Annotated in this window: 25 protein-coding genes; 19 read left to right on the plus strand and 6 right to left on the minus strand. The window is 38.4% G+C overall.

Annotation, left to right across the window (positions count from 1 at the left end; genetic code table 11):
- Nucleotides 1-345: 345 nt before the first annotated feature.
- On the minus strand, nucleotides 346-1,746 hold the full coding sequence (gene asnS / locus MTCD1_RS10110) for an asparagine--tRNA ligase (RefSeq protein ID WP_057180999.1): 1,401 nt from the start codon (nucleotides 1,744-1,746) through the stop codon (nucleotides 346-348).
- Between the two features lie 663 nt (nucleotides 1,747-2,409).
- Between asnS and MTCD1_RS10115 the strand changes: the two genes are divergently transcribed.
- Nucleotides 2,410-2,802 carry a hypothetical protein gene (locus MTCD1_RS10115; protein WP_231733023.1) on the plus strand — a complete coding sequence of 131 codons (393 nt, stop codon included), beginning with the start codon at nucleotides 2,410-2,412 and terminating at the stop codon, nucleotides 2,800-2,802.
- A gap of 139 nt (nucleotides 2,803-2,941) precedes the next feature.
- Here the strand turns inward: MTCD1_RS10115 and bioA are convergent, their stop codons facing one another.
- Nucleotides 2,942-4,279, minus strand: coding sequence for an adenosylmethionine--8-amino-7-oxononanoate transaminase (bioA, locus tag MTCD1_RS10120; RefSeq protein WP_082606494.1), 1,338 nt, complete (start codon nucleotides 4,277-4,279; stop codon nucleotides 2,942-2,944).
- An 87-nt stretch (nucleotides 4,280-4,366) separates the two neighbouring features.
- Between bioA and bioB the strand changes: the two genes are divergently transcribed.
- From bioB to bioD, 4 genes are all read left to right on the plus strand, one after another.
- Entirely contained in the window at nucleotides 4,367-5,494 is a 1,128-nt protein-coding gene (gene bioB, locus MTCD1_RS10125) for a biotin synthase BioB (RefSeq protein ID WP_082606498.1), read from the plus strand.
- Between the two features lie 73 nt (nucleotides 5,495-5,567).
- Nucleotides 5,568-6,728, plus strand: a complete 1,161-nt coding sequence (locus MTCD1_RS10130) for an aminotransferase class I/II-fold pyridoxal phosphate-dependent enzyme (RefSeq protein WP_057180998.1) — start codon at nucleotides 5,568-5,570, stop codon at nucleotides 6,726-6,728.
- Nucleotides 6,728-7,525 carry a malonyl-ACP O-methyltransferase BioC gene (gene bioC, locus MTCD1_RS10135; protein ID WP_057180997.1) on the plus strand — a complete coding sequence of 266 codons (798 nt, stop codon included), beginning with the start codon at nucleotides 6,728-6,730 and terminating at the stop codon, nucleotides 7,523-7,525. The genes MTCD1_RS10130 and bioC overlap by 1 nt, the downstream gene beginning before the upstream one ends.
- A gap of 151 nt (nucleotides 7,526-7,676) precedes the next feature.
- Nucleotides 7,677-8,510, plus strand: coding sequence for a dethiobiotin synthase (gene bioD / locus MTCD1_RS10140; protein ID WP_057180996.1), 834 nt, complete (start codon nucleotides 7,677-7,679; stop codon nucleotides 8,508-8,510).
- A 24-nt stretch (nucleotides 8,511-8,534) separates the two neighbouring features.
- Here the strand turns inward: bioD and MTCD1_RS10145 are convergent, their stop codons facing one another.
- The gene (locus MTCD1_RS10145; protein ID WP_057180995.1) at nucleotides 8,535-8,957 is read right to left on the minus strand and encodes a type II toxin-antitoxin system HicB family antitoxin; all 423 of its coding nucleotides are present in this window, start codon (nucleotides 8,955-8,957) and stop codon (nucleotides 8,535-8,537) included.
- A gap of 671 nt (nucleotides 8,958-9,628) precedes the next feature.
- Between MTCD1_RS10145 and MTCD1_RS10150 the strand changes: the two genes are divergently transcribed.
- The 4 genes from MTCD1_RS10150 to MTCD1_RS10165 all read left to right on the plus strand — a co-directional run bounded on the left by MTCD1_RS10150 (nucleotide 9,629) and on the right by MTCD1_RS10165 (nucleotide 11,667).
- Nucleotides 9,629-10,363, plus strand: a complete 735-nt coding sequence (locus tag MTCD1_RS10150; protein ID WP_057180994.1) for an EAL domain-containing protein — start codon at nucleotides 9,629-9,631, stop codon at nucleotides 10,361-10,363.
- Between the two features lie 78 nt (nucleotides 10,364-10,441).
- Nucleotides 10,442-10,978 carry a peroxiredoxin family protein gene (locus MTCD1_RS10155; protein ID WP_057180993.1) on the plus strand — a complete coding sequence of 179 codons (537 nt, stop codon included), beginning with the start codon at nucleotides 10,442-10,444 and terminating at the stop codon, nucleotides 10,976-10,978.
- A gap of 84 nt (nucleotides 10,979-11,062) precedes the next feature.
- A complete protein-coding gene (locus MTCD1_RS10160; protein ID WP_057180992.1) occupies nucleotides 11,063-11,314 on the plus strand; it encodes a hypothetical protein in 252 nt (83 codons plus the stop codon).
- 179 nt (nucleotides 11,315-11,493) lie between these two features.
- A complete protein-coding gene (locus MTCD1_RS10165; RefSeq protein ID WP_231733022.1) occupies nucleotides 11,494-11,667 on the plus strand; it encodes a hypothetical protein in 174 nt (57 codons plus the stop codon).
- A 169-nt stretch (nucleotides 11,668-11,836) separates the two neighbouring features.
- On the opposite strand, the gene MTCD1_RS10170 is transcribed toward MTCD1_RS10165, so the two are convergent.
- A complete protein-coding gene (locus MTCD1_RS10170; RefSeq protein WP_057180990.1) occupies nucleotides 11,837-14,290 on the minus strand; it encodes a TonB-dependent receptor plug domain-containing protein in 2,454 nt (817 codons plus the stop codon).
- Between the two features lie 694 nt (nucleotides 14,291-14,984).
- Entirely contained in the window at nucleotides 14,985-15,620 is a 636-nt protein-coding gene (locus MTCD1_RS10175; RefSeq protein ID WP_057180989.1) for a hypothetical protein, read from the minus strand.
- A 286-nt stretch (nucleotides 15,621-15,906) separates the two neighbouring features.
- Here MTCD1_RS10175 and MTCD1_RS10180 point away from each other — a divergent pair, with 286 nt between their 5' ends.
- Nucleotides 15,907-16,770 (plus strand): RluA family pseudouridine synthase, encoded by an 864-nt coding sequence (locus tag MTCD1_RS10180; protein WP_057180988.1) that lies wholly within the window; start codon nucleotides 15,907-15,909, stop codon nucleotides 16,768-16,770.
- 118 nt (nucleotides 16,771-16,888) lie between these two features.
- On the opposite strand, the gene sigZ is transcribed toward MTCD1_RS10180, so the two are convergent.
- Nucleotides 16,889-17,419 carry an RNA polymerase sigma factor SigZ gene (gene sigZ, locus MTCD1_RS10185; protein ID WP_057181044.1) on the minus strand — a complete coding sequence of 177 codons (531 nt, stop codon included), beginning with the start codon at nucleotides 17,417-17,419 and terminating at the stop codon, nucleotides 16,889-16,891.
- Nucleotides 17,420-17,624: 205 nt separating this feature from the next.
- On the opposite strand from sigZ, the gene arsH reads away from it, so the two are divergent.
- The 9 genes from arsH to MTCD1_RS10225 all read left to right on the plus strand — a co-directional run bounded on the left by arsH (nucleotide 17,625) and on the right by MTCD1_RS10225 (nucleotide 24,243).
- Nucleotides 17,625-18,299 carry an arsenical resistance protein ArsH gene (arsH, locus tag MTCD1_RS10190; protein ID WP_057180987.1) on the plus strand — a complete coding sequence of 225 codons (675 nt, stop codon included), beginning with the start codon at nucleotides 17,625-17,627 and terminating at the stop codon, nucleotides 18,297-18,299.
- Between the two features lie 283 nt (nucleotides 18,300-18,582).
- On the plus strand, nucleotides 18,583-18,780 hold the full coding sequence (locus tag MTCD1_RS10195; protein ID WP_057180986.1) for a carbon storage regulator: 198 nt from the start codon (nucleotides 18,583-18,585) through the stop codon (nucleotides 18,778-18,780).
- Nucleotides 18,781-19,035: 255 nt separating this feature from the next.
- A complete protein-coding gene (locus MTCD1_RS21750) occupies nucleotides 19,036-19,455 on the plus strand; it encodes a hypothetical protein (RefSeq protein WP_231733021.1) in 420 nt (139 codons plus the stop codon).
- An 81-nt stretch (nucleotides 19,456-19,536) separates the two neighbouring features.
- Entirely contained in the window at nucleotides 19,537-20,001 is a 465-nt protein-coding gene (locus MTCD1_RS21755; RefSeq protein WP_235013366.1) for a transposase, read from the plus strand.
- Between the two features lie 499 nt (nucleotides 20,002-20,500).
- A complete protein-coding gene (locus MTCD1_RS10205; protein WP_057180985.1) occupies nucleotides 20,501-20,962 on the plus strand; it encodes a hypothetical protein in 462 nt (153 codons plus the stop codon).
- A 75-nt stretch (nucleotides 20,963-21,037) separates the two neighbouring features.
- Nucleotides 21,038-21,565, plus strand: a complete 528-nt coding sequence (locus MTCD1_RS10210; protein ID WP_057180984.1) for a GNAT family N-acetyltransferase — start codon at nucleotides 21,038-21,040, stop codon at nucleotides 21,563-21,565.
- 262 nt (nucleotides 21,566-21,827) lie between these two features.
- A complete protein-coding gene (locus MTCD1_RS10215) occupies nucleotides 21,828-22,160 on the plus strand; it encodes a hypothetical protein (protein WP_057180983.1) in 333 nt (110 codons plus the stop codon).
- Between the two features lie 237 nt (nucleotides 22,161-22,397).
- Complete coding sequence (locus tag MTCD1_RS21475; RefSeq protein ID WP_057180982.1) at nucleotides 22,398-22,811, plus strand: LIC_13387 family protein; 414 nt, start codon at nucleotides 22,398-22,400, stop codon at nucleotides 22,809-22,811.
- Nucleotides 22,812-23,022: 211 nt separating this feature from the next.
- Nucleotides 23,023-24,243, plus strand: a complete 1,221-nt coding sequence (locus tag MTCD1_RS10225; RefSeq protein WP_057180981.1) for a DEAD/DEAH box helicase — start codon at nucleotides 23,023-23,025, stop codon at nucleotides 24,241-24,243.
- Nucleotides 24,244-24,738 lie beyond the last annotated feature (495 nt).

The following is a 24,738-nucleotide window of genomic DNA, read 5'->3' on the forward strand; positions in this document are numbered from 1 at the left end:
CTTATTAGACAATGCATGGAGCTTATTGTCCTGAATCCAGTGTATAAAGAGCAATGGATCTTCGATCAGAGACTTCGAAGATGACGTATACAAAAAGTTCCTGAGTAAACTACATAGGCATGTTAAATTATTGCCCACTTGTGCGGGTTAAAATACACCAAGGCGGCGTTGCTCTCAATGCCAATAGCCTGCTATTGGTCAATCGAGCGCCTTGCTTTAATCTATTTTTCCTATGCACAACAAGATCACAAACTTAATGAAACTGGTATAACCGACAGTATACAATTAAAAATTTGGCAATAAAAAAGGCGACATAAGTCGCCTTTTTCTGTTTTTAACGTTACGTTAAAACGTTGCGCTATTCGGTGTTCTTGGGAATGGGATCACGTCACGAACGTTTTGCATACCTGTGGCATACGCCACTAAACGCTCAAAACCTAGACCAAAACCGGCGTGAGGCACAGTGCCGTAACGACGAAGATCACGGTACCAACCATAATCAGCAATATCTAAGCCCATTTCTTCTAAGCGGCTATCTAATACGTCAAGACGTTCTTCACGTTGACTACCACCAATAATTTCACCAATGCCAGGGGCCAGAATATCCATGGCAGCAACCGTTTTACCATCGTCATTTAAACGCATATAGAAAGATTTAATATCTTTCGGGTAGTTTTGTAAAATTACCGGGCCGTTAAAGTGCTCTTCCGCAAGGTAACGTTCATGTTCAGAGTTTAAATCTATGCCCCAAGCGACTGGGTTTTCAAATTTCTTACCGCAGTTCTCTAAAATAGTGATAGCGTCAGTGTATTCAAGACGGACAAAGTCAGTATTAATGACAGAATTTAATCGCTCAATTACTGTTTTATCAACACGTTGTTGGAAGAAAGCCATATCATCAGCGCGCTCTTCAAGTACGGCTTTTAACACATATTTAAGCATTTCTTCTGCCAAATCAGCCGCATCCGATAAATTAGCAAAAGCGATTTCCGGCTCAATCATCCAAAACTCAGCTAAATGGCGGCTGGTGTTAGAGTTTTCTGCTCTAAAAGTAGGACCAAAGGTATAAACTTTAGATAAGGCGCTACAATAAGTTTCTACATTTAATTGACCTGAGACCGTTAAAAAGGTCTCTTTACCAAAGAAGTCTTGTTTGTAATCCACTTTACCTTCGTCATTACGGGGTAAGTTTTCCATATCTAAGGTACTTACCCTGAACATCTCACCAGCGCCTTCACAATCACTGCCAGTGATCAGTGGCGTGCTGATCCAGAAATAACCTTTGCTATGCAAAAATCTATGGATAGCTTGGGCTAAACAGTTACGTACACGGGTTACTGCGCCGCCAATGTTAGTACGGGCACGTAAATGTGCTTGTTCGCGTAAAAACTCCATGCTATGTCGTTTAGCTGCCATTGGGTAAGTATCAGGGTCTTCAACAAAACCCAATACTTCTACTTCTGTTGCTTGGATTTCAAAAGCTTGGCCTTTACCAGGAGATTCAACCAAAATACCGGTTACTTTAACTGAGCAGCCCGTAGTTAATTTAAGAATGTCGCTGTCATAATTGTCGAGTTCACATGGCACTATGGCTTGAATAGCATCAAAACATGAACCGTCATGTATTGCTAAAAATGAAATACCAGCTTTCGAATCACGGCGTGTTCTAATCCAACCGTGGACGGTAATGCTTTCATTAACAGGGAAGTTACCCGCTAACACATCAGTAATTGCTATAACTGACATTTAATGACCTCTTATTCTTATCTAATTGATTGAAATTGCTTATACCAAGTTGACGCTATTATTTGCCATTCACGCTAAGTGAGGGATAAATTTAAACTAAATTGGTATTATGCTAAAAATGGGGTGATATGTTACCGTGACAAGGCATAAATGCAATGCTTAATTGCACTGAACAATAACAAATAGTACCAGTTAACACTAAAAGGGTGGGAAATAGTTAAAACATCAGTAAAGATGAGGGTAAAATTTGAGCAGCTTACTGTCTTTCCCCCTCAGCTACTATTGTTATCTAAGCCGCAGCGAGGCAATAAACTAGAAAAAATTACCATATATCGCATTGGCAAGGCATAAATGCAATGAGCAATACCCAAGTAAGGCAATGAACAATAACAAATAGTGCCAGTTAACACTAAAAGGGTGGGAAATAGTTAAAACAACAGTAAGGATGAGGGTAAAATTTGAGCAGTTTACTGTCTTTCCCGCTCAGCTACTATTGTTATCTAAGCCGCAGCGAGACAATAAACTAGAAAAAATTACCATATGTCGCATTGGCAAGGCATAAATGCAATGAACAATACCCAAGTAAGGCAATGAACAATAACAAATAGTGCTTGATGGCAATAAAAAGTGCATAAATGGCGGCAAACAAGCTGAATTACAGCAATGATGACACAAAAGAGTGATGGAGGAAGTAAAGTGGCGCAAAGAGAAGAGCGCAGAAAAAGCACCGACTTTTGGATTTACCTGCAAAAAAGCTTGGCCCTGCTCAGTTGGATATTTTTTTTGGTCGCACTGATCATGTCATATTATGCGGCACCCGATCAATATTATGGCATGTTACGCTATTACGATATTGAAATTCGACAATTTTGGTTAACGCCACTAACGGGCTATTTATATATACTGTTATGGCTGAGTACCTTGGGCAGTTATATAGCGCTAATGACAGATAAATATCGCTGTCGCCGGTACATTGATAACCCTCATTACCACTTGATGTTCTTAATTGTCGTCAATCTTATTTGGTTAGTGTATATCTTAGTTGAGGCGCCTTAACCTAGGAAGCAGAACTAAGGCACTGCAGGTAAGGCCAAATGATTATCCTTGTCTTGTGCCAATGGCTTTAAGGCAGATGCCTCTATGCCATTTAAATCTCGATGAGTGGCAATTCACTTTATATACTTGCTATCACTCGCTAACTAAAACAATCATCTTCATCGAGGACAGTAGCGATGGCATGTACTAATGTTGTTAACTGCTCAGTATTAATGATCAGCGGCGGAATAATATAAATTAAAGTGCCAAAAGGTCTGATCCATACACCTAATTCAACAAAGCGTTTTTGTATCTTAGCCACGTTAACTACTTGTCGACATTCTATGGCAGCAATACTGCCTAAAACACGTGTATCGATAACCCTTGGGTGGTCATGCAAAGGTTTTAGCAGATTAATAAGCGTACTTTCAATTGCTTGTACTTGAGCTTGCCAATCATTTTCAAATAATAAATCAATGCTAGCATTAGCAACGGCGCAGGCGAGGGCATTACCCATAAACGTTGGACCATGCATAAAACAACCTGCAACACCCTCACTAATGGTTTGGGCAATGTGTGTGGTACATAAGGTTGCCGCTAGGGTGATATAACCACCGGTTAAGGTTTTACCTAAACACATGATATCTGGGCTAATGCCTGCCCATTCACAGGCAAATAATTTACCTGTACGGCCAAAACCCGTGGCTATTTCATCAACGATAAGCAAGACATCATACTGATCACATAAGTTTCGACAGGCCTTTAAATACTCAGGGTGATAAAAACGCATGCCACCCGTGCCTTGTACTATGGGCTCAATAATAAAGGCGGCTATCTCAGCATGATGCTGAGCGAATAAAGCCGAGAGTTCAGTGACATCATTACTGTCCCATACTTGACCAAATTTAACTTTCGGCGCTGGGGCAAAATAATGCTGCATTAATACTTGTTCAAATATTTGATGCATGCCGGTAACAGGATCACAAACCGACATGGCCGCAAAGGTATCACCGTGATAACCATTTTTAACCGTCAATAATTTGGTTTTAGTTAACTTATGCTGGCTTTTTTCGGCCCTAGCATGTTGATATTGCAAAGCCATTTTCATCGCTATTTCAACACTGACCGAGCCGGAATCAGATAAAAATACTTTTTCCAGACCTGGCGGAGTTAACTTCACCAACTTCTCACATAAGGTGATAGCACTGATATGTGTTAAACCGCCAAACATCACATGCGACATTTTTGCCGCTTGCTGTTGCAGGGCGGCATTTAACTTAGGATGATTATAACCATGTAAAACAGACCACCACGAAGACATGCCATCAATAAGTTGTTCACCGCTGGCTAAATTGATGGTTACCCCTTCGGCACTGTCAACCAAATAGCTTGGCAGTGGCTCAGACATTGAAGTGTATGGATGCCAGACATGTTCTTTATCAAGGCGCAGCAAGGAATTTTGTTCCGATGGGGTTATGGCTGTATGTTTATTGTTCATTTGTTAACTAAAAATCTTATTAATCGTTGACATCATGCTTAGGCTGGCTAGACTACCCGTTAAGTTAACTAGATGCAATTGAGTTCTATGTCAGATTTAAATATGTCCGAAGCAGTATTAAAACCGCAAGTAACACCGCAAATAACACCACCCGTATCAGCACCAACACAGTCACTAAATTCAATCGTTCGTCACAATTGGAATTTAAAAGAAGTCCAAGCATTATTTGCTATGCCTTTTAGTGACTTAATGTTTAAAGCGCAAACGATACACAGAGAAAACTTTAATCCCAATGAAGTACAAGTGAGTACTTTATTATCGATTAAAACCGGTGCTTGTCCGGAAGATTGTAAATACTGTTCTCAAAGCGCACGCAATAAAACTAACTTAGAAAAAGAAAGTTTATTAGCCGTTGATAAAGTATTAGAAGCGGCACAACGCGCTAAAGACATGGGCTCAACTCGTTTTTGCATGGGCGCTGCCTGGCGTAACCCGAAAGAACGTGACATGCCTTATGTACTTGAGATGGTTAAACGTGTTAAAGCCATTGGTATGGAAACATGCATGACTTTAGGTATGTTATCTGTTGAACAAGCAGGCCGATTAAATGATGCCGGTTTAGATTACTATAACCATAACCTAGACACTTCACCTGAGCATTATAATCAGATAATTACCACCCGTACGTTTCAAGATAGACTTGATACTTTAGGCAATGTCCGCAGTGCCGGTATGAAAGTTTGTAGTGGTGGCATTGTCGGTTTAGGTGAAAAAGCAACAGATCGTGCCTCTTTATTAATACAACTCGCTAACCTAAGCCCACAACCAGAAAGTGTGCCTATTAATATGTTAGTGAAAGTTGAAGGTACACCTTTAGCCAATGTTGAAGATTTAGACAGTTTTGATTTTATTCGCTGTATTGCCGTTGCTCGTATTATGATGCCGAAAAGCCATGTACGATTATCAGCTGGGCGTACCGCTATGAATGAACAAATGCAAGCAATGTGTTTCCTTGCCGGCGCTAACTCAATCTTTTATGGTTGTAAGTTACTGACTGCCGATAACCCTGAAACAAATCAGGATATGGCATTGTTTAAAAAGTTAGGCATCAATACCGAAACGGTGGTTGATGATAGCGCTTCAACAGAGCAGATACTTAATACCGCCATTGTTGATCAACAACATAGCGATCAGTTTTACAACGCATCGGCATAACAACAGTCTTTGAGCTAACGATAAACTTCGCTAGCTCATTGTTGAATTTATCCTTTCAGGAAAACATTCATTTATGACCTTTGATTTTATTCGCACCGACGTTGAAGAGCAAAAAACAAAGTTTCGCTATCGTCAATTGGTTTGCAATAGTATGGCTAGCCAAGGCAATGAAATCGTTATTAAAGGCAAGTCTTACTTAAATTTTTCTTCCAATGATTATTTAGGCCTAAACGGTCATGCGCAAATAAATAAAGCGCTACAAGAAGGCGTAGATAAGTTTGGTACTTGTGCAAGCAGCTCAAGTTTGGTCACTGGCTATCATTATGCTCATCAAGCATTAGAAGAGGATATTTGTCAGTGGTTAAATAAACCAAAGTGCTTGCTTTTTACCAGTGGTTTTAGCGCTAACTTAGCACTATTTCATGCCTTAGGTAAAAATGAGCACAGCCACTTTTATCTGGATAAGCTAAGTCACGCGTCAATGATCGATGGTGCTTATCAAAGCAAAGCAAAAGTAAAACGCTTTAACCATAATGATATTGACCAACTTGCTCGACTACTCACACGTACTGACCACAGTGCACTGGCTAGTAGCAATAAACTGATTGCCTCAGAAGGGGTGTTTAGTATGGATGGTTGCCAAGCGAAAGTATTGCAACTTGCTCAGCTAGCAAAATCGCACCATGCTTGGCTTTATTTAGATGATGCCCACAGTATTGGTGTCATTGGTAATAAAGGTCAGGGCAGTAATAGCTTTGCTAATATTGATATTACCATGGCCACGTTTGGCAAGGCCGTGGCAACGAGTGGCGCCTTTTTAGCCTGTGATGAAAATTTACATGAGTACTTGGTCAATTTCTCTAGGCACTACATTTACTCGACAGCAATGTCACCCGCTATCGCTTGGGCAACAAAAAAAAGTATTGCGCTTATCCAAGCGGAGCATTGGCGTCGAGAAAAAATTAGTGAACTAAGTGCATTATTTGGTGCCTTACTGGCAGACAATATTGAGTTAGTCACCACACAATCTTCAATTCATGCCATAATAATTGGCGATGAAAAAAAAGCGCTTATGGTCAGTGAAAAACTCAAAAGTCAGGGTATTTGGTTAACCGCAATTCGTCCACCCACGGTGGCAGTCAACAGTTCTAGGTTACGTGTTACCATTTGCGCCAATCATAATACCAAAGATATCAAGTATTTAGCAGAATGTATTAATAAGGCTATCGCTTAATGGTTCAAACAGAACAAACAAATGCAGACCGAGTAAAGATTGCCAAAAGTTTTGGCTCTGCCAGTAAATCCTATGATGTATCGGCAAGGTTACAACGCTTTTCCGGTAAACATCTTATGCCTTGGTTACCTAATCGCCATGATCTAACCGTGTTAGATTTAGGCTCAGGCACAGGTTTTTTTACCGACTTGTTAGCTGGGTCTTATGAGCAAGTTATTGGTTTAGACATTTCAACTAAGATGCTCAATTTTGCCAAAGAACATCGTAATAAAAAAATAATATGGCTTGAAGCTGATGCCCATGACATTCCGCTTAAAGATAATAGTATCGATTTTATTTACTCAAATTTAGTGATTCAATGGTTCGAGCCACTCGATGAAGCCATTACGGAAATGTTAAGAGTATTAAAACCCGGCGGTTTACTTATCTTCACCACCTTAGTGGATGGCACCTTACATGAATTAAAATCTTCTTGGCGACAAGTGGATGATGATCAACACGTCATTGATTTTAAAACCGTCACTGAGCTAAATACTTTATTCAATAATGATAACGGTAAATTGGTCGAGCAAAAATGCCAAGATATTATTTTAGAATATCAAAATGTTATTCATTTAGCGCGTGAGTTAAAAGGTTTAGGGGCTAATCACCTGGCGCAGAAAAAAAATAGAGGTCTATCAGGTAAAGATAAGTGGTTTAAAATGACCGAGCATTATAAAGATTTTCTTGAACCCAGCGGTATTTACCCCGCCACGTATCGTTTGTTTTCTGGTTTGGTTGTTAAGTTAAATAACTAACACTAACAATAACACTAACAATAATAAGTTAAATTCTTCTACTATTCACCTTAGTATTAATAAACACTAAGGTGTTACCATGAAAAAAATAATGAGCAAAATATCCGCCAAGCTATCATCTCCGTATAGAAAGCCTATTTAAGCAATTTTTATGAAACAATTTTTTATCACCGCCACAGATACTGATGCCGGTAAAACGTTTGTCAGTTGCGCTTTAATTAAGGCCTTCACTCAGCCTTTAACTCACCATAACAATCACTCCACCAATAAAACCTTAAGCGTTGCCGCCTTTAAACCCATTGCCGCCGGTTGTGAATTAGTCGATGGCCAGTTAATAAATGAAGATGCTAAGCGACTCAGTGAATTTGCTAATTGCCAGCAAAGTATTGCTGATATCAATCCAATTGCCTTTGAGCAAGCGATTGCGCCACACATAGCGGCAAAAATACAAAACAAACGACTTAGCGTTGCACAAATAAATGATCATTATCAACAAGTAAAATCACTTAATGCCGATGTTATTTTAGTGGAAGGGGCGGGCGGTTGGCGATTACCCCTTGGACCTTTACCACTTATAGCCAATTCGGTAAATGCCAATACTCACACTGAGATAAATACTGAAAGTAATGCGGATAAGATAAAACCGGCTTACCAATTTTTGTCAGACTTTGTTAAAGTGGCAGAGCTTGACGTTATTCTCATTGTTAATATGAAGTTGGGCTGTTTAAATCATGCCTTATTAACGTATGAAACGATAAAAGCAGATGGTCTACATTGTATAGCTTGGATTGCCAATTGTGCGGCAAGTGAGCCAATGAATAATTTGTCAGAAAATATCAGCGAGCTAGAACAATTATTACCTATGCCAAAAATTGCCCAGTTTGATTTCTATAGCGATCTTGATAGCCAAGGTAAAGCAATCACTTTTCATGATAAAATTCACCTTGCGGCTCAGAAAATTAATTTAGCACCCTTAGTAACATAAATTTTTGCTTACTGATTGGCAGAACTATTTTTGTAATTCAGCAAAGCAAGCACTGGCAATAAATCCTGAGCGAGTTTTGTAATCCGATGACTTACTTACTTTGTCATCTATTTGAGCAATAAGTAATTCAGGTAGGGTAACATTTATTTTATGGCTCTTACCAAGGTAGGGGGTAATATCAATACTGACTATCGCCCAAAAAGCGTGGGCAAAAGTATGTGGATTTGCTAGAATATGGTTTTTTCTATGTTGCTCTAAGCCTTGTGCATTTGGGATCTTTTCCCCGTATTCCGCCAAAATAGCCAGATGTGATTGTATTGCTTTTGTCACTTCTTCCATGCCTAAATCAATGGTCTTCTCGGTAATTTGACAGCCAGGAAGATCAGGTACTGACACCTGATAATCTGTGCTTTTTTCAGCTTGAGTAAACACCACAGCATACTTCATTTTGAACTCCCAACAACAGTAAAAAAATCCATTAATCATAGTAACTCTGATAACTCATACTTGCAATAGGTTGATAACCCCTCTAACCCCACCAAACCCATACAAACAACCCCAGTAACCCTATGTAGTAATAATATCGACAACCCTGATAACCCCGTAACCTTTCTGTAGGTGAATGTTTACTATGATTAGCGCTACTTAATAATCAGAGCATAAATTAATTATCGGTAAGTTAGTTTATTTTGATAAGAGATTTTTTATCTGCGCTAGTTGAAAATTAGCAAGCAGGACTTAATGATTAAGCTAGGTGGCTAGAGTTATTATTTATCATGGCTCAGCAATACCTAGCTCAGCCAAAAGGATAATAAAATGCCATAGCACCGGTAATATTAGCCACTATTATTAGTCGTTATAGTAAGTAATTAAATTGCAGGTGAGCGAGATAAATGCAGGAAAACATGGTCATAAAGTTGCCCGAATAAAGACATGATGAGCTTAGTTTTATTTATTGAGGCACGAGTATTACTGCTATTTTAGCCATATTGCGCAAATTAATGGCAATCAAGCACGATTTGCGAAACACTTCTTTACATGATAATCATTCTTATTTACAGTTATGTTTCCATATATGTTGTAGGAATTGCTGACTAAGTAATTATCAGCTGTAGTTAATGAAAGATAAGAAATTACTCAACGCAGAGTGTTTAATTGATCTCTTGGAAAACAGGCGCTTTGGCGTTGAATACCAACCAATAATTAGTTGTAAAAACCAAGAGATTTTTGCTTATGAATCCCTCGCAAGATTCTACACTGCCAATAACGATTCAATTCGGCCTGACCTTGTTTTCGAATCGCTGCACAGTAGCCCATTAAGTTTGTTTCAAATTGAATACCAACAAAAGAAATTACAATTATCTTATGCCGTCAATGGCCATGATATTTTTGTAAATTTAGATCAAGACTCTTACTTTTCCTGTGGTGTCATTGGTCAAAAAAATCCCTTTCTTAAGTTGTTTAAAGAATTCCAAAAGTCTAAGGTTGTGGTCGAGTTAATAGAAAACTCGGAACTTAATGATGCCATTATGAGTTTGGCCATGATCGATGACCTAGCTCAAAACAATATTGCTACCGCGATAGATGATGTTTGTAATCCGCAATCCATGATATCCACCTCTGTTATTCAACTGGTTGATTACATCAAACTTGATAAGTTCGTCATAAAAAACAAAAAGAATCGTAACTTTATGTTACTGGTTAAATCGATTATCGATTACGCTCACAGTACAAATAAAAAAATAATACTAGAAGGGGTAGAGACCGCAGAGGATTTAAAGCTTGCCCAACAGCTTAACTGTGATTTTGTCCAGGGCTTTTATTACCGTCATCTTTTTAAGAAGGTAGGTTAAGCTCTGTTAATCACGGTATTAACCCCATACAATGTCAGAAAAGCTTACTTACCTTTCCCCTCAATATTGAGTACTAATATGAAAAGAAATATCAAAAAATCTATACGTTTACTTTGTAGCCTAGTGACTTTTGTCGGCTGCTCAGCTTTTGCCTCCGATCTAAAGGTTGGCGATAGCGCGCCAAACTTTAACTTACAAGCAACCACAGGTGGCTTTTACCAACTGAGTGATTATCAAGGTAAACAAGCCGTAGTCTTGGCTTGGTATCCCATGGCAAACACACGAGGCTGTACTATTGAATGTAAATCGTTAACTGAGCAAGGCCATCTTATTCGTGAATATGATGTCAGCTATGTCATGGCAAGTGTTGACCCTATTGATGACAATCGCGCCTTTGCCGAGAAAACGGGTGCTGATTTTCCTATGCTAAGTGATCCCACTAAAGCCACCGCAAAAGCCTATCAAGTGCTAAATATGTTTAGGGTGGCTAGTCGGGTAACATTTTATATTTCTAAAGAAGGCAAGATTTTAAAAATAGATGACGATATTACCCCCAAGTCTGCCGCGCAAGATATTGCTAATAACCTAGCAGCACTAAATATAGATAAGAAGTAGCCTATACAATCGGCCTTAGCAAGAATCTATTTAGGATGAGTTTAAAGCTTTGCTATACCAAAACTAGACTGAAGATAATACTTTATGGCAAAACCCAATAAAAAAGGTCCAAGTAAAACAGTCGATATCTATTGCAAGGGCTGTAACTTTCTCCTATTCAAATATAGGAAAGCCGGTAAGGGTGCTTTACTCAAATGTTTTAAAGAACGTATCAGTAAAGATTTTACCGATATCCCTTGTACCTGCCCGCAATGCGATAAAGTATTTGCCCGAGAATGTTTAATTCGAGGCACGCCCGCTTTTAAAATGATCGGTGGTAAAGTCTGGTGTAAATAGCTTGTTAACGTATCGTTATGGATATGCTCTATTTGGTAACTAAAAACAATTGAACACATTTTTAGCACAACTTATAGCATTTATAGTTTTTTTGCCCGCTATGATATGCGCACATAACTTATATTAGGATTGGCTCATTGGATATCGAACAAGCGAGAATAAAAGCTGTATGTAATCATATGACTACCATCAGCATTGATAATAAACCTTTTGTGCCATTAATTAAGGTCAAGCGCAGTGAGGCATTGCTTGCTGGCAATATCAGAGTGATGTTATCGAAAAGACGTTCTAACCGTATTCATTATTTTTTGCAGATGTATTCGCATAAAATCACCTTCGTTAATAAAGATTAGACTGACGAAGTTTTATCGCAGTGTCAGAGCATTCAGCTTATATCTGCTTTGAATTGGGTAAAATGTTAGCTCTAATAAAAAGCACCAGCTAAAAACTGGTGCTTTTTTTATAAATACCGCCAAAAAACTTAATCGTTATTGGACTATTTATCAGCTAAAGATTACTTGATTAGAAGTTATACGAGGCTCTCATATAATATTCCCGTCCGGAAAGAGAGAAGGGGAAACTTGTCCAGCCATATTTAAAACCAATTTGAGGGAAAATTCCGCCGTTATCGCCCCATTCATCAGGGTACTCATCGGTTAAGTTTAAGATACCGCCGCTGATGCTGACGTTATCGGTGACATGCCATTGCGCGGTAACATCAAATAAACTTTTTGCACCCCATGTCGTTTCTTCTGTGCCATAAGATGCTGAAGTAACTTCACCATAATAGGTCATTCGGGCTGTTACCGACCAGTTATCCATATCAAACATGGCTGATAAGGCCGCTTTGTCTTGTGGTTGTGCTTTCTCCACTAACAATTCTTGGGCATGATTGAAAATAATTTCATCAGGCACCATAGCAGAAGAGGTGTTGATGTTACTTACTTGGGTATTATTATGGTGATAAGAAAGCTCATAGACTACATCCATATTACTTAGCGTTTGTGTATATTGGTTAACCCAATCAAGACCAAAGGTTTCAGTATCAATAGCATTAGTGAAAATGGAAACATTTTTCACTCCGTCTAAAGCCTGGTTTGCACCAGAATGGCGGTCAAAAAACGCATCGATGTCAGCATTAATACCACGGGAAATATTACCAGAGTAAACAATACGATCATCAATATTGATTTGGTAAATATCAAGTGTTGAAGAGTAATTACCGGCATTATAAATCACACCAAAAGATATATTGGTTGAGTTTTCTTCTTGTAAGTCACTAAAGCCGAGTTCACCTGCTAGTGCTTCATTCGGGCGTAAAGTCACTAAATCAGCAAGTTCACCATTATCTAAAGAAATCGAACGTTGGGTGAAATTAGCTTGCTGCATGCCAGGCGCTCTATAACCCGTAGAGGCAGAAGCCCTTATGGCTAAACTATCGGTCAAACTTAAATTGGTTGATAGCTTACCAATAACCGTACTACCAAAATCATCGTAGTTTTCATAACGAACCGCACCCGTAATTAACCAATCTTCGGTCACTGATGTTTCGGTATCAAAATAGAAAGCAAAGCTATCTCTGTCGGTATCTATCTCCATTGCGGGGCTATATCCTTGGAAACCTTGCATGCCAGGAACGGTAATGTCATCGCCAGTACAATTTGTCATGGCTGGATCACCCATTGGGTTGACCGACTCCGCACATAAAGTATCTCCACGAGCATAGGTGACCATATCACCCGCTTCTTGGGCGAAACCATCAATGCGATATTCAAAACCAAAAGCAATAGAGGTATCATAATAAAAACCTAAATCTACTTCTGTTACCGCATCAACATTAAAGGTAGTTTGACTGTAAACTAGCGCGCCATCATAAGCGGATGTTGGGCTGTCTGGGCCATAACTGGCGTTTAAAGAGTCTAAATTACTGAATTCAAACCTATTTTCACCCGTTACTAGGCTAGCATCAAAGTCCCATTTACCGATTTGTGTTTTAAAACCAGCGGCTAAAGAAAAATCTTCTGATTTTGAGCCAAGTCTTGGGGTAATGCCTTGTGGAAATAACGCGCTCCATACACGGTCATCCGCAGCGGGGCGATAAAAACCTAATGATTCACCCTCTTTGGTGGTATAGCCACCAAATGCATAGAACTCACTACTCTCACCTATATCATAAGAAAAGTTAGCCCAAAGACTGGTCATTTCAGTGGCGGCTTCACCAACAAGTAACAGTTGGCGCGGTTCATCAATAGAGCCAAACCAATCTGTAGGTGTTGCTCTATTTATCTCACCACTATCTGAATATTCGAAGGTTAGGTTTAACATACCTTTAGTACCAAGGGCTAAACCATAATTACCACCAAATTCAGTTGATTCGCCATCACCTTCACTAGTTTGACCATATTGTGCCCAAACAGTGCCGCCTTCATCGCCTTTTAAAACGATATTAATAACACCCGCAATTGCGTCAGAGCCATATTGGGCAGCAGCACCATCGCGTAGTATTTCAATATGTGAAATAGCGGTCATTGGGATTGAGCTTAAATCAGTACCCGCACTTCCTCGACCAACATTTTCTTGTACGGCAACGACCGCTTGTTGATGGCGACGTTTACCATTGATTAGTACTAAGACTTGATCTGGACCTAAACTACGTAATGTTGCCGGACGCATTAAATCTTGGCCATCTGAGGTAGTAGTATTATTCATGTTAAAGGAGGGCGCTAGTTTTCGTAACATATCAGGTATACTGGTTGCACCTGAGTTTTTAATTGCTTCTGACGAGATAATATCAATGGGTGAAGGGCTATCAGCAACAGTTCGGTTAGATATTCGTGTGCCTATACTGATAATTCGCTCAATGTCGGAGTATTTAGCGCTGTCAGAGCTCTTTGTTTCTGCGGAAAAACTTGAAGTGCTGGCTAGTGATAAGCAAACAGATAAAGCGATAGTACTGTAATTAAAGCGTCTTTTCATATTGTAAATTCCATAATTATTAAATTAGCTATGCGGTAACACTACTACTTTGATTTTATTTGTTATTAATTATTGCTTTTAGGTAATAAAGCGCAAATTTTTGTTACCTAAGTAACATACAATGAAAACTTTCATCTGAACAGTCATTCTTTCGTCTTAGATGAAGCCGGGAATTTAATGCGAAGTTTGTCAGAGCTTAGGTAAACCTGTAGCTGCATGATTTTTTAATATTCAGAGTGAATATCATTAGCTTTCATGCCTAAGCCAAGTGCATAAGATCGTCATCCCCGAAGTGTTTTAATCGGGGATGACGTTTACAACGAGTTGCTGAGTAAACTAGATAGGCATGTTAGCTTTTATTGCTGCTATGCAAGTCTGTTTTTAGAAAATAGAAAATCCTGTAGAATTCACTACAGGATTTTCTAGTATGACTTATATTTGTTAAGGTTTTTATCAAGTCTTCATGGGGCGGGTAGCAATATTCGCCTATTCGATACGAGGGTGTAAAAATGGACCATATAAACTATATCTATCAAATTAACAATAGCTTAGCACGTAACGCATAACTCTCAATGCGCAACGCGTAACTTTTCAGTATATGTGTACAGCTGTTTATTTGCTACTTTATCAGACGATATCACTTTATTATTACCATCATCGGTTACCATTATAATACCTATCGTTCGCTGTTTTTTTAACGATAAATATCATCCAACTCGCCATTTTTAAGTTTTTTATTCACTGTTTTTAAACACTGGTGTGCATGGCTGATCACTTGCTGCATGTTTTCATAGCAACGACGTTGGTTTTTTCCGTAGGCAAAAAAGGTCAGTACCACTTGCTGGCCCATGCCGCCGGTATCTTCTTTATCGCCAAGCGCAAGATAACAAGTGGCCGATTGAGATAAACAAATGGCGCCAGCACGAAAGCCTAGTTTGGTACTGCTAACGTTTTGCAGGATATTTTTCATTAACCAGTCGATGCTGCGCTGCTGACAGTTTTCTTCAATATCGCGGAACAGTATCATTAACCGGGCACTGCATTTTATTGCATAGGGATATTGCTCATCGGGATTTTTTTCTGCGGCGTTAAAGGTGCAGTCATTACTTTCTAGTAATGACGATGGGCTATTGAGCCATTCTACCAACGAATAGAAAGTATCGGCAAAAGGCCAATGATTAAAGGGCTGAAAATCTTCCAGTGAACTACGTATCAATTTAGGATTTTTCTTAAAATCCATATAAATACTGGTTTGGTCTGTTGTCATCGACGTCCAAGGATGAGATCGACCCTCGGTGTGTTCGGTTTGCTTGGCGGTAAAAGCGTCCACGGTTTAACCCTTTAATACTGTTGTCGACCAAAACACTTATACCAATCGGACTAATTTATTAATCCGTTTGGTATCTCATTACAGCTTCGCTAAAGAGGCGGTGTTTGCTCGAACTTTTATGAAAGCCACATATTAACAGCAATGGATAAAATAAAAAACGCCAAAGCGGTTAGTAATCTAGCTAGTCGCCCTATTCAGAGGTACACTGCCTGCCAATATTGTAAATAGTGCTAACCGTGCGATTATTCCCGGTTAATAGCAGAATTGTTATGAGGATATACCCTTAATGTCAGACAAATTACGAGTAAGCGAGGCCGGCAGCCTGTTGATTTTTCTAAATGCCAAGTTGCAAGGTTGGTCTAAAAAGAAGATTAAACAGCGCCTGCAACTAGGTTGCGTGCTAGTAAATGGTGAGTCTGTTGTTAAACATGATCATCCACTGAATGCCGGTGATGATGTTGAGGTATTGGCACAAGGTAAACGTTTTGACGCCAGTAAAACTAAGTCTGCTAGTGCAAAATTAGAAATACTGTTTAGTGACCATGATCTCATTGTCATTAATAAACCAGCGGGTTTATTGTCTGTTGCCACGGCGCAGGAGAATAAAGTGACTGCACTGGCAATTTTACGTAATCAGCTATCAAAGGCGAAGAAGGCAGTTAAATTGTGGCCTGTACACCGACTCGACCGAGATACCTCCGGCGTATTGATGTTTGCTACTTCACGGGAAATGCGCGAGGCTATTAATGCCAAGTGGGCCGAAGCCGATAAAGTGTACCTGGCCGTGGTAGAAGGTGTGCCAGAGCCTAAGAGCGGTACGATAAACCAACCGCTTCGCCTAGACGACAAGCAATATAAGATGCATGTTGGCGCCCATGAAGACGCTAAAAATGCCATTACTCATTTTAGTACAGTACGCAGTGTTAATCAGCGCTCTTTATTGGAAGTTAAACTTGATACTGGTCGTCAACATCAAATACGTGCGCATTTATCTTGGTTAGGTTATCCCATCGTCGGTGATCCGCGTTATGGTAATGACGGAGCTCGTATGGGACTTCATGCACAACGCTTAACCATTACTCGACCAAAAGGTGATCGACTAACCATTGAAGCACCAATGCCTAATGATTTGATTACCTTATTGAGGTAGGCTCAGTTTACCTAAGCTATTTATTGTGATGGTGAATGAAGGTGAAAGTGAAGGTGTTATTACATTCAACACCTTAACCATCACAAACCGAGGATAATAGTAATTAGGCACAACCCTATTATCTCTTGGTCTTCACTTCATAATCATAAACATTACCGATTTTATCAATTTTAAAATGGCAACAATCGTCAAATACCTTTTTAAGTAAGCCGCGACTTTTTTGTACACGGGATTTAAGTGTTGAATAACTTACCCCTAATTGCTCAGCATATTCTTTTTGTGATTGATTATTCATATCAATAGCGATAAGTAAGTTTGCATGCTCATCTGGCAGGGCATTAATAAAGGGTGAGATACAGTTTAATAAGTCAATATTGCTCTCTTGAGATTCTTCTAGGGGCCAGTGGCCCTCGAGCTTATTTTCTTGAGCACGGCCTTTCTTCCGATAGTAATCAATGATGGTATTATTGGCTATTTGAAACAACCAAGACTTAACGCTTTTTTGTGTTTTTACTGCACTCAGCTTGTTATATATTTTTATCAAAATGTCTTGCAACAAATCTTCTACATCCGTTTCATTTGAGATCTTAGCATGTAAGAACCGCTTTAACTCTGCTCGGTATGCTAACCATATATCTTCTATATTCATTGGACTAACCATCTCCAGTACTCCGACTAGGCTTGCAAGCGGAGAAGCTCTATTCAATATAACTCTGTTTCTATATTAGACGAACAGCAAGTTGAAAAGACGAAAAAAACACATAAACATTATTATATTTACGATTTCACCTTAATTTTTCGTCTTTTTGTACGGCCAAGCGTCTTATGGGTAAATGAACTAACTAGAGAGTTTTATGAACTTCTTACAAAACGAACAATTTAAGCTAAAGCCTAGCGTTAACAAAGTCAGTATGCATAAGCCAAGAGTATTAATGTTATATGGCTCTTTGCGCGCAACTTCATATAGTAGATTAACCGCTGAAGAAGCAGGGCGTATTTTGACAGCAATGGGCGCTGAAGTTAAGTTCTTTAATCCTAAAGGACTGCCATTATTTGATAACAATGACTCAGCTGACCATCTTAAGGTAATAGAGCTTAGAGAGTTGGTACAATGGTCCGAAGCACAAGTTTGGTCGTCACCGGAGATACACGGCAATATGTCCGGTGTAATGAAGACCCAAGTAGATTGGATCCCTTTGTCAATGGGCGCAGTCAGGCCAACACAAGGAAAAGTCTTAGCGGTTATGCAAGTCACTGGCGGCTCACAAAGTTTTAACGCAATCAACAACATGAGGATTCTAGGCCGTTGGATGAGAATGTTAACAATCCCCAATCAATCCTCTGTGGCAAAAGCTTATAACGAGTTTGATGACCATGACATCATGAAAGCTTCACCCTATAGAGACCGAATTGTTGATGTTATGGAAGAGTTGATGCGTTTCACTTATTTAACCAGAGATAAAAGTGACTTTTTTCTCGACAGATACAGTGAGAGACGTGCGGGTAAGCCAAAGCTAATCGCCATGTAAATGCGCCAGTAATGTAATTATTGGTGCGCTTAGCAAGGTTTGTTAAATAGCAGTCATAAATAAACGCTTGAGTCTCAAGATCTTTTTGATTTAAAAGTTGCTCGGAGTAGTTACCAACTCTTAAGTTGAATAATAGTTGCTTGTTTAGCCCCCCAGGACCATGTTGTCCGCTATATAGTGCTTTTAGTCTGAATAACACCATAATGAAAATGTTATTGAGTAATTGCCCATATAAAGATTTTTGTACTATCTTTATATGACGCAATCAAAATAAGGACAAACAATGTTAATTCAAGGACGTGAAGAAAATCAATCCATTGTTATCTGTGACGATACAAGTATTTCAGCACTGAAAGTCAGCAATGACCAGGTAAAACTTGAAACTTTGGATGCTAATGAGGTTAAAGCCTCGGACGAAGAACTTATCCCTTATAAATGGTATTCGCCACTTACTGATTTGCTCGAGCACTTAGCGCATTAATAAACGATGCCTTGCTGGCTTGGTACTAGTAAGGTTAATTTACACGTTTACAATAAGTTACCTAGTTGATAACCTAGCTATGAATTAAAAATAGAGAGAAATTACCAATGAGCTGTTCAGTATTTAATTCAAATAGTACAAAAGTTAACCAACAAAATTCACTCAACTGAATTTTTAGAAAATCACCGGAAAAAATCTACTGATTTCACTCGAAATCGCACCCTTACTTTTCCTCGTTTAATGAGTTTATGTTGAATGCGCTCAATGGTTCAATTCAGGCTGTTAGCTGTTGATGGGTCAGTCACACAATTACCACTCTCTAACGAACTACTTGAGCATTTTGGCAAAGATCGTCCACATGCCGCTATGCCTCATGTTCGTCTTTCTCAACTTTATGATGTTAAGAATAATATTACCCTAGACTTACAGGGTGAAAGCCATTCAACAGAAGAGCGTGAAATGGCACTAAGGCACTTAAATAAAACCCAAGCAGGTGACTTAATAATTTATGACAGAGGCTATCCTGCTGTTTGGTTTTATAAATACCATAGGCTAAAGAATGTTGATTTTTGCATGCGCATTGTTAAAAGCTCGAATGTTGTTAAAGCCTTCTTAGCAAGTGGGAAATATAGTGATGTCGTCGATTTCCCTTGTATTGAGAAGTCTCTTCAATGATGTAGAAAAGATAAAATATCGACTGAATCACTACGTTTAAGGTTAGTGCGAGTTGACCTGCCATCAGGTGAGCCAGAGATTTTGGTTTCATCATTAACAGACTTAAAAGATTATCCTACTGCTCTTTTCGCTGATTTATATCACCAACGTTGGGGAGTTGAAGAAGATTACAAAGTATTGAAAAGTCGTCTCAATATTGAGAATTACTCTAGTGCTTCTGTTGAAGGTATTTTACAAGACTTACACGCTAAGCTATTGACTAAAAACCTTGCAGCTTCTGCAATCCATGATGCAAAACGAAAAATAAAGAAGCCTAAAAACAAGAGACTCTATGAATATAAAATCAATTTCACCTTTGCGAGAAATCAGCTTAAAGACAATATTGTTCGGTTCACAATGAAGCTAGCTGAGCTTGAGTTATACGAACTACTGATAAGTAAAATATCAAAGAGTTTAAGTGTGATTCGACCCAATCGTAAGTTTGTTCGACAAGACCGTAGAAACAAGACAAGTAAATATCCTATGAATTATAAACGTATGTGCTAAATCCTTAAGTTAACATGCCTATGTAGTTTACTCAGGAACTCTTTGTAAACGTCATCTTCGAAGTTTCTGATCGAAGATCTATTGTTCTTTATACACTGGATCCCCGATTAAAACACCACGGGGATGACAATCCTGATCCAAGTGCATAGGCATGTAAGTTAATGACATTGAGGTGCGCTAAGCGGAAGGTAGCTTCAAAGTATTTGCGATATATTTTGTAATGAATTATTGCGGGCTTATTACTGATACTTCTCAGTAATAAACCCAAACCAATCTATATAAACACTAAGTCGTTGATATTATATTAAATAGTATCTAGTTCTTTGTTGGATATTACTGAGAAATCTAAGTAATATCCAAGTCTTAACAAAAACCTATACTTTTAGTTTATAAGGTACTGAAAATATGGGATATTAATATGTATTAAATTAAAGCTATGGAGCTGACATTACTGAGCCGTATCCATAATAAGCTGTTATGCATTTAAGTCGAGTTTCGCATGAAATATATATTATCTTTTTTAGCCATGTCTGCGTCATCATTTTGTTTTGCTGCGGATGATTCAAATTTTTCTTTAGGTTTAGGAACCGACCATGGTGGTATTGGCGCAAAATATTCAATTAATAGCAACGATTCAAAATATTATGCTTCTTTAGGTGTTCGTGTACATTCAAGTGATGGTGGCACAGGATTTGGCTATGGCGTAGGTTGGGATCATAAAATAGGAGGTAATAACCACTCCTTAGGTCTTTTCGCTGGAGCTGTATCAGCTCAAATCAGTCATGGAAAGGTCGCTTTGTATCACGGATTATCCGGAACTTACAATTATTACTTTTCCGGGTTTAATAACAGTTCATTTGTTATCGGTGGTTCTATTTATAGTGGTGTAACTTCAAAAAATGAATATATATTTGAAGAAAGTTCAAGTGGTGTAGCTCTGAAGCTTGCTTATCAGTGGTAATGCATAACAAGCTGTTAAACAAGGACAAAATACAGTTGGCTTTTAACAGGGCGTTATAAAGCCTAAGGAATTGTCATGCAACTTGCAGATGAAAGAATCGAACTTGTACCATTTAAAGATTCTGATTTTGAGTTTTTTCAAAAAATTATTACTTGTCCACAGATGATGGAGCATGTTTATGATCCTTTGACTTATGATGAGGCTAAATCTTCTTTTGAAGGAAGATTACCACCATGGAAATTTGAAAGTGATAACTGGCGTTCTTTTATTATCACTGAAATTATAAATGGTGATAAGTTGGGGTATATATCTCTTAGAATAGTCAATCATGAAGCTAAAATTGCTGAAGTAGGTTTCATGATTAAGGCTAGTGCTCAGGGTAAGGGGCTAGGTAGTAAAGCGCTTAAACTTATGAAGCAGTATGCATTCGATACATTAATGCTAAATAAGCTCGTTGCTTTTTGTTCTGTACATAATGTTGGCTCATATAGCTTGCTAGAGAAAGAAGACTTTTCCCGTGAGAGCTGTTTAAAACAAAACACCTTAATGAATAATCAATACAGAGATGATTATGCGTATAGTTTATGTAATCCGGCTTTATAACAAGCAAATTAATCAGGACAAATAACAGTTGGTTTTTGCTCCTGCGTCGCTTATTTTAACCAACTATTATTTGCCCATTATTTGGGCGTTGAGGCTGTAGAATAACTAATTCAGCCAAAACTACTAAAATTTTGTGCTCCTATATCGAACTGTAGAGGATTAACTCGATATAGGTAATGCATTTACCACCCCGATTTTAGGGGGTAATTCATAATAAACGAGTTATTCTACAAGCTCGTTATGTTTTTAAAAGGATTTTTTCTTGCCACGTAGTATATTATTTATCATTTTATATTTTTCAATTAGTGCATGTGTCTTTGTACCAACAACCTCTGAAACACAAAATTATTATAATAAATGTGAGATGCTTACTAAAAAGCTAACTTTGAAGCCTAAAGTAAGAAAAGAGTATTCATTATGCAGTGGTAAAGAGTTTCTTGATGACCCTATAGTATGTATGGTGTTTAATGGTGTTATAGCTACTGCAACTATAGTTGTGTCTGGTAGCATTGTAGTTATAGGTAATACTGTACATTGGTTGGAATACAAGTCTGGGTGTAAACCAAAACATAAGAAAATCAACAAGGACACGTAACGCTTGCTCGGTTCCGCTACGCTGCACATTTTAGCAAGCATTACTTAGCCCGTTATTTGGGTGTTGAGGCTGTAGAATAACTAATTCAGCCAAAACTACTAAAATCTTGTGCTCCTGTATCGAACTGTAGAGGATTAACTCGATATAGGTAATACATTTACCACCCCGATTTTAGGGGGTAATTCATAATAAACGAGTTATTCTACAAGCTCGTTATGTGTTTAAAAGGAGTTAGACGTGATTTCACAAATACTATTCATAATAGGTGCTTCAATATTCGGCTTACTTGGCTTTGTACATCTTGTTTATACTTTCTTTACTGACAAGTTTAATCCGTATAACTCTGATGTAATCGAAGCAATGAAAAGTACTTCTCCTATCCTTACTAAAGAAACAACTGTTTGGCGTGCTTGGATAGGTTTCAATGCTAGTCATAGTCTAGGCGCAATACTTTTTGCAGCCATTTACATTCCTTTAGCTTTCTCACACATTCAATTTATTGCTAATAATAGCTGGTTTGCAGTGTTGCCTTCTATTGTTGGTATTTCATATTTACTTTTAGCAAAAAATTACTGGTTTAAAATTCCATTTTTAGGCATTCTACTCTCAACATTATGTTTCGTAGTTGCTTTTGTGCTAATCAACACATAACAAGCTGTTATATTTACAAGGAAGTTTATGAGTAATCTCGAAGATTAAAATCAAGTGGTCAGAACACTTGATTACTGAACTATTTTTTGTGATCTGTTTTGTGAGATTTTTTGTGGAAATTTGTCAGCAACAGCCATCCTGAATACATCTTAAATATGTTAAAGCATTCTGTTAGAATAATAGGCTATTGATTAAAGAATACCGAGGTAACATGTCAGAATTCCAAGCATTTTCACTTTTAGAGTCCATTATTGACCGCATTAGTCTTAAAGGCTATAAACAGCCGACACCGATCCAAAAAGAATGTATCCCAGCGCTTATTAATGGCAATGATCTTCTTGGTATAGCGCAAACGGGAACCGGAAAAACGGCGGCCTTTTCATTGCCTATTATCAATAATTTTGCACGAAATAAAATAGCTATCAAAGCGAAGAGTACACGTTCGCTCATACTAACGCCCACGAGAGAGCTTGCCTCGCAAATAATGCAAAGCATTGATGACTACGCTGATGGTTTAGGGCTTAAAACTAAGGTTGTTTATGGTGGTGTCGGAAGACAAGCTCAAGTTGACTCTATCGCACTTGGACTCGATATTTTAGTGGCCACCCCTGGAAGGTTATTGGATTTAATTGAAACGGGCGATATAAATTTTAAGGCGTTAGAGGTATTTGTATTAGATGAAGCCGATACAATGCTTGATATGGGCTTCTTTAATGATGTGCAAAACATCATATCTAAACTGCCAAAGAACCGACAAACACTATTGTTTTCAGCTACTATGCCTGCTGAAATAGAGATACTTGCAGAAGCAATATTAACGGATCCAACAAAAGTTCAAATTACGGCTGAAACGGTTACTATCGACTTGGTTAATCAAAGTGTATACCATCTTGAAAAATCGGATAAAGTACCTTTGCTCTTTAATATCCTGCAAAAACCTGACTATGAAAAAGTTCTCATCTTTTGTAAAACAAAGTATGGCACTGACATCATTGTTAAAGCACTAGAAAAAGCATCAATAACTGCCGCTAGCCTGCACAGTGGTAAAACACAAGCCGTAAGAGAGGAAGCGTTACAAAACTTTAAAGATTCTAATTTAAGAGTATTAGTTGCCACTGATGTTGCTGCTCGTGGCATTGATGTTGATAATATTACTTTAGTCATTAACTATAACCTTCCTGAAGATCCAAGAAACTACATACACCGTATAGGACGAACTGCTCGTGCCGGGAAAAGTGGCATGGCCATTTCATTTGTGGTAGAAAATGATATAAGGCAATTAAATAATATTGAAAATAGCATAGGGCAAATCATTGCTGTTGTTACAGAACAGCCTTTTCATAAAGAGTTTTTAAAAACACCTACACAAGTCAATAAAAAGGTTAAAAAAACAAATAGACCAAGAGCAAGAACAAGAACAAAAAACAGATAAAGACAGGCATAAATTAGCCAACTAAAGGTTTTCAGCTAGACGACAAATATCACCTCATCTCACGATGCGTTAGACCTGCCTTTCTTTATGGTGAAGATAAGCACACCAAGTTATCAGCATTGGCGTGGTGGGGTTGCTGATAAACCACATGCGTTAAGTGATGTTGTTGCGATTAATGTCTGTGGGTATGTTTTGTCTATTTGAGCGGGAGTAACCACAGCCATTTGGTGCTATTTATTGATGAGTAACGTACGAAGACCTTGAAGGAAAGCAGTTTGAAATTGTTGAGCTGAGTGATCAATTTGGAAGCGTATTGGCAGCATATAAGTTGCTGAATACAGATTCACCAGTGTTATCATGTACATTGTAAACGTCGCCATTCAAATGCCATTCTGTTACTGATTCCGTCTTATTACCTTGGCGTGCAGTGCGGTTTGACTAAAGTGAGTCTAGCGCTATTTTGACTCACAAAAATATAGGCCATCTAAAAACTCG

This window comes from Colwellia marinimaniae, from assembly GCF_002207865.1.
Classification (GTDB): domain Bacteria; phylum Pseudomonadota; class Gammaproteobacteria; order Enterobacterales; family Alteromonadaceae; genus Colwellia; species Colwellia marinimaniae.

Excerpts from the sequence above, each read along its gene's own strand:
- asnS (WP_057180999.1), bottom strand. The coding sequence starts at position 1,746 with ATGTCAGTTATAGCAATTACTGATGTGTTAGCGGGTAACTTCCCTGTT.
- MTCD1_RS10115 (WP_231733023.1), top strand. The coding sequence starts at position 2,410 with ATGATGACACAAAAGAGTGATGGAGGAAGTAAAGTGGCGCAAAGAGAA.
- bioA (WP_082606494.1), bottom strand. The coding sequence starts at position 4,279 with ATGAACAATAAACATACAGCCATAACCCCATCGGAACAAAATTCCTTG.
- bioB (WP_082606498.1), top strand. The coding sequence starts at position 4,367 with ATGTCAGATTTAAATATGTCCGAAGCAGTATTAAAACCGCAAGTAACA.
- MTCD1_RS10130 (WP_057180998.1), top strand. The coding sequence starts at position 5,568 with ATGACCTTTGATTTTATTCGCACCGACGTTGAAGAGCAAAAAACAAAG.
- bioC (WP_057180997.1), top strand. The coding sequence starts at position 6,728 with ATGGTTCAAACAGAACAAACAAATGCAGACCGAGTAAAGATTGCCAAA.
- bioD (WP_057180996.1), top strand. The coding sequence starts at position 7,677 with ATGAAACAATTTTTTATCACCGCCACAGATACTGATGCCGGTAAAACG.
- MTCD1_RS10145 (WP_057180995.1), bottom strand. The coding sequence starts at position 8,957 with ATGAAGTATGCTGTGGTGTTTACTCAAGCTGAAAAAAGCACAGATTAT.
- MTCD1_RS10150 (WP_057180994.1), top strand. The coding sequence starts at position 9,629 with ATGAAAGATAAGAAATTACTCAACGCAGAGTGTTTAATTGATCTCTTG.
- MTCD1_RS10155 (WP_057180993.1), top strand. The coding sequence starts at position 10,442 with ATGAAAAGAAATATCAAAAAATCTATACGTTTACTTTGTAGCCTAGTG.
- MTCD1_RS10160 (WP_057180992.1), top strand. The coding sequence starts at position 11,063 with ATGGCAAAACCCAATAAAAAAGGTCCAAGTAAAACAGTCGATATCTAT.
- MTCD1_RS10165 (WP_231733022.1), top strand. The coding sequence starts at position 11,494 with ATGACTACCATCAGCATTGATAATAAACCTTTTGTGCCATTAATTAAG.
- MTCD1_RS10170 (WP_057180990.1), bottom strand. The coding sequence starts at position 14,290 with ATGAAAAGACGCTTTAATTACAGTACTATCGCTTTATCTGTTTGCTTA.
- MTCD1_RS10180 (WP_057180988.1), top strand. The coding sequence starts at position 15,907 with ATGTCAGACAAATTACGAGTAAGCGAGGCCGGCAGCCTGTTGATTTTT.
- sigZ (WP_057181044.1), bottom strand. The coding sequence starts at position 17,419 with ATGAATATAGAAGATATATGGTTAGCATACCGAGCAGAGTTAAAGCGG.
- arsH (WP_057180987.1), top strand. The coding sequence starts at position 17,625 with ATGAACTTCTTACAAAACGAACAATTTAAGCTAAAGCCTAGCGTTAAC.
- MTCD1_RS10195 (WP_057180986.1), top strand. The coding sequence starts at position 18,583 with ATGTTAATTCAAGGACGTGAAGAAAATCAATCCATTGTTATCTGTGAC.
- MTCD1_RS21750 (WP_231733021.1), top strand. The coding sequence starts at position 19,036 with ATGCGCTCAATGGTTCAATTCAGGCTGTTAGCTGTTGATGGGTCAGTC.
- MTCD1_RS10205 (WP_057180985.1), top strand. The coding sequence starts at position 20,501 with ATGAAATATATATTATCTTTTTTAGCCATGTCTGCGTCATCATTTTGT.
- MTCD1_RS10210 (WP_057180984.1), top strand. The coding sequence starts at position 21,038 with ATGCAACTTGCAGATGAAAGAATCGAACTTGTACCATTTAAAGATTCT.
- MTCD1_RS10225 (WP_057180981.1), top strand. The coding sequence starts at position 23,023 with ATGTCAGAATTCCAAGCATTTTCACTTTTAGAGTCCATTATTGACCGC.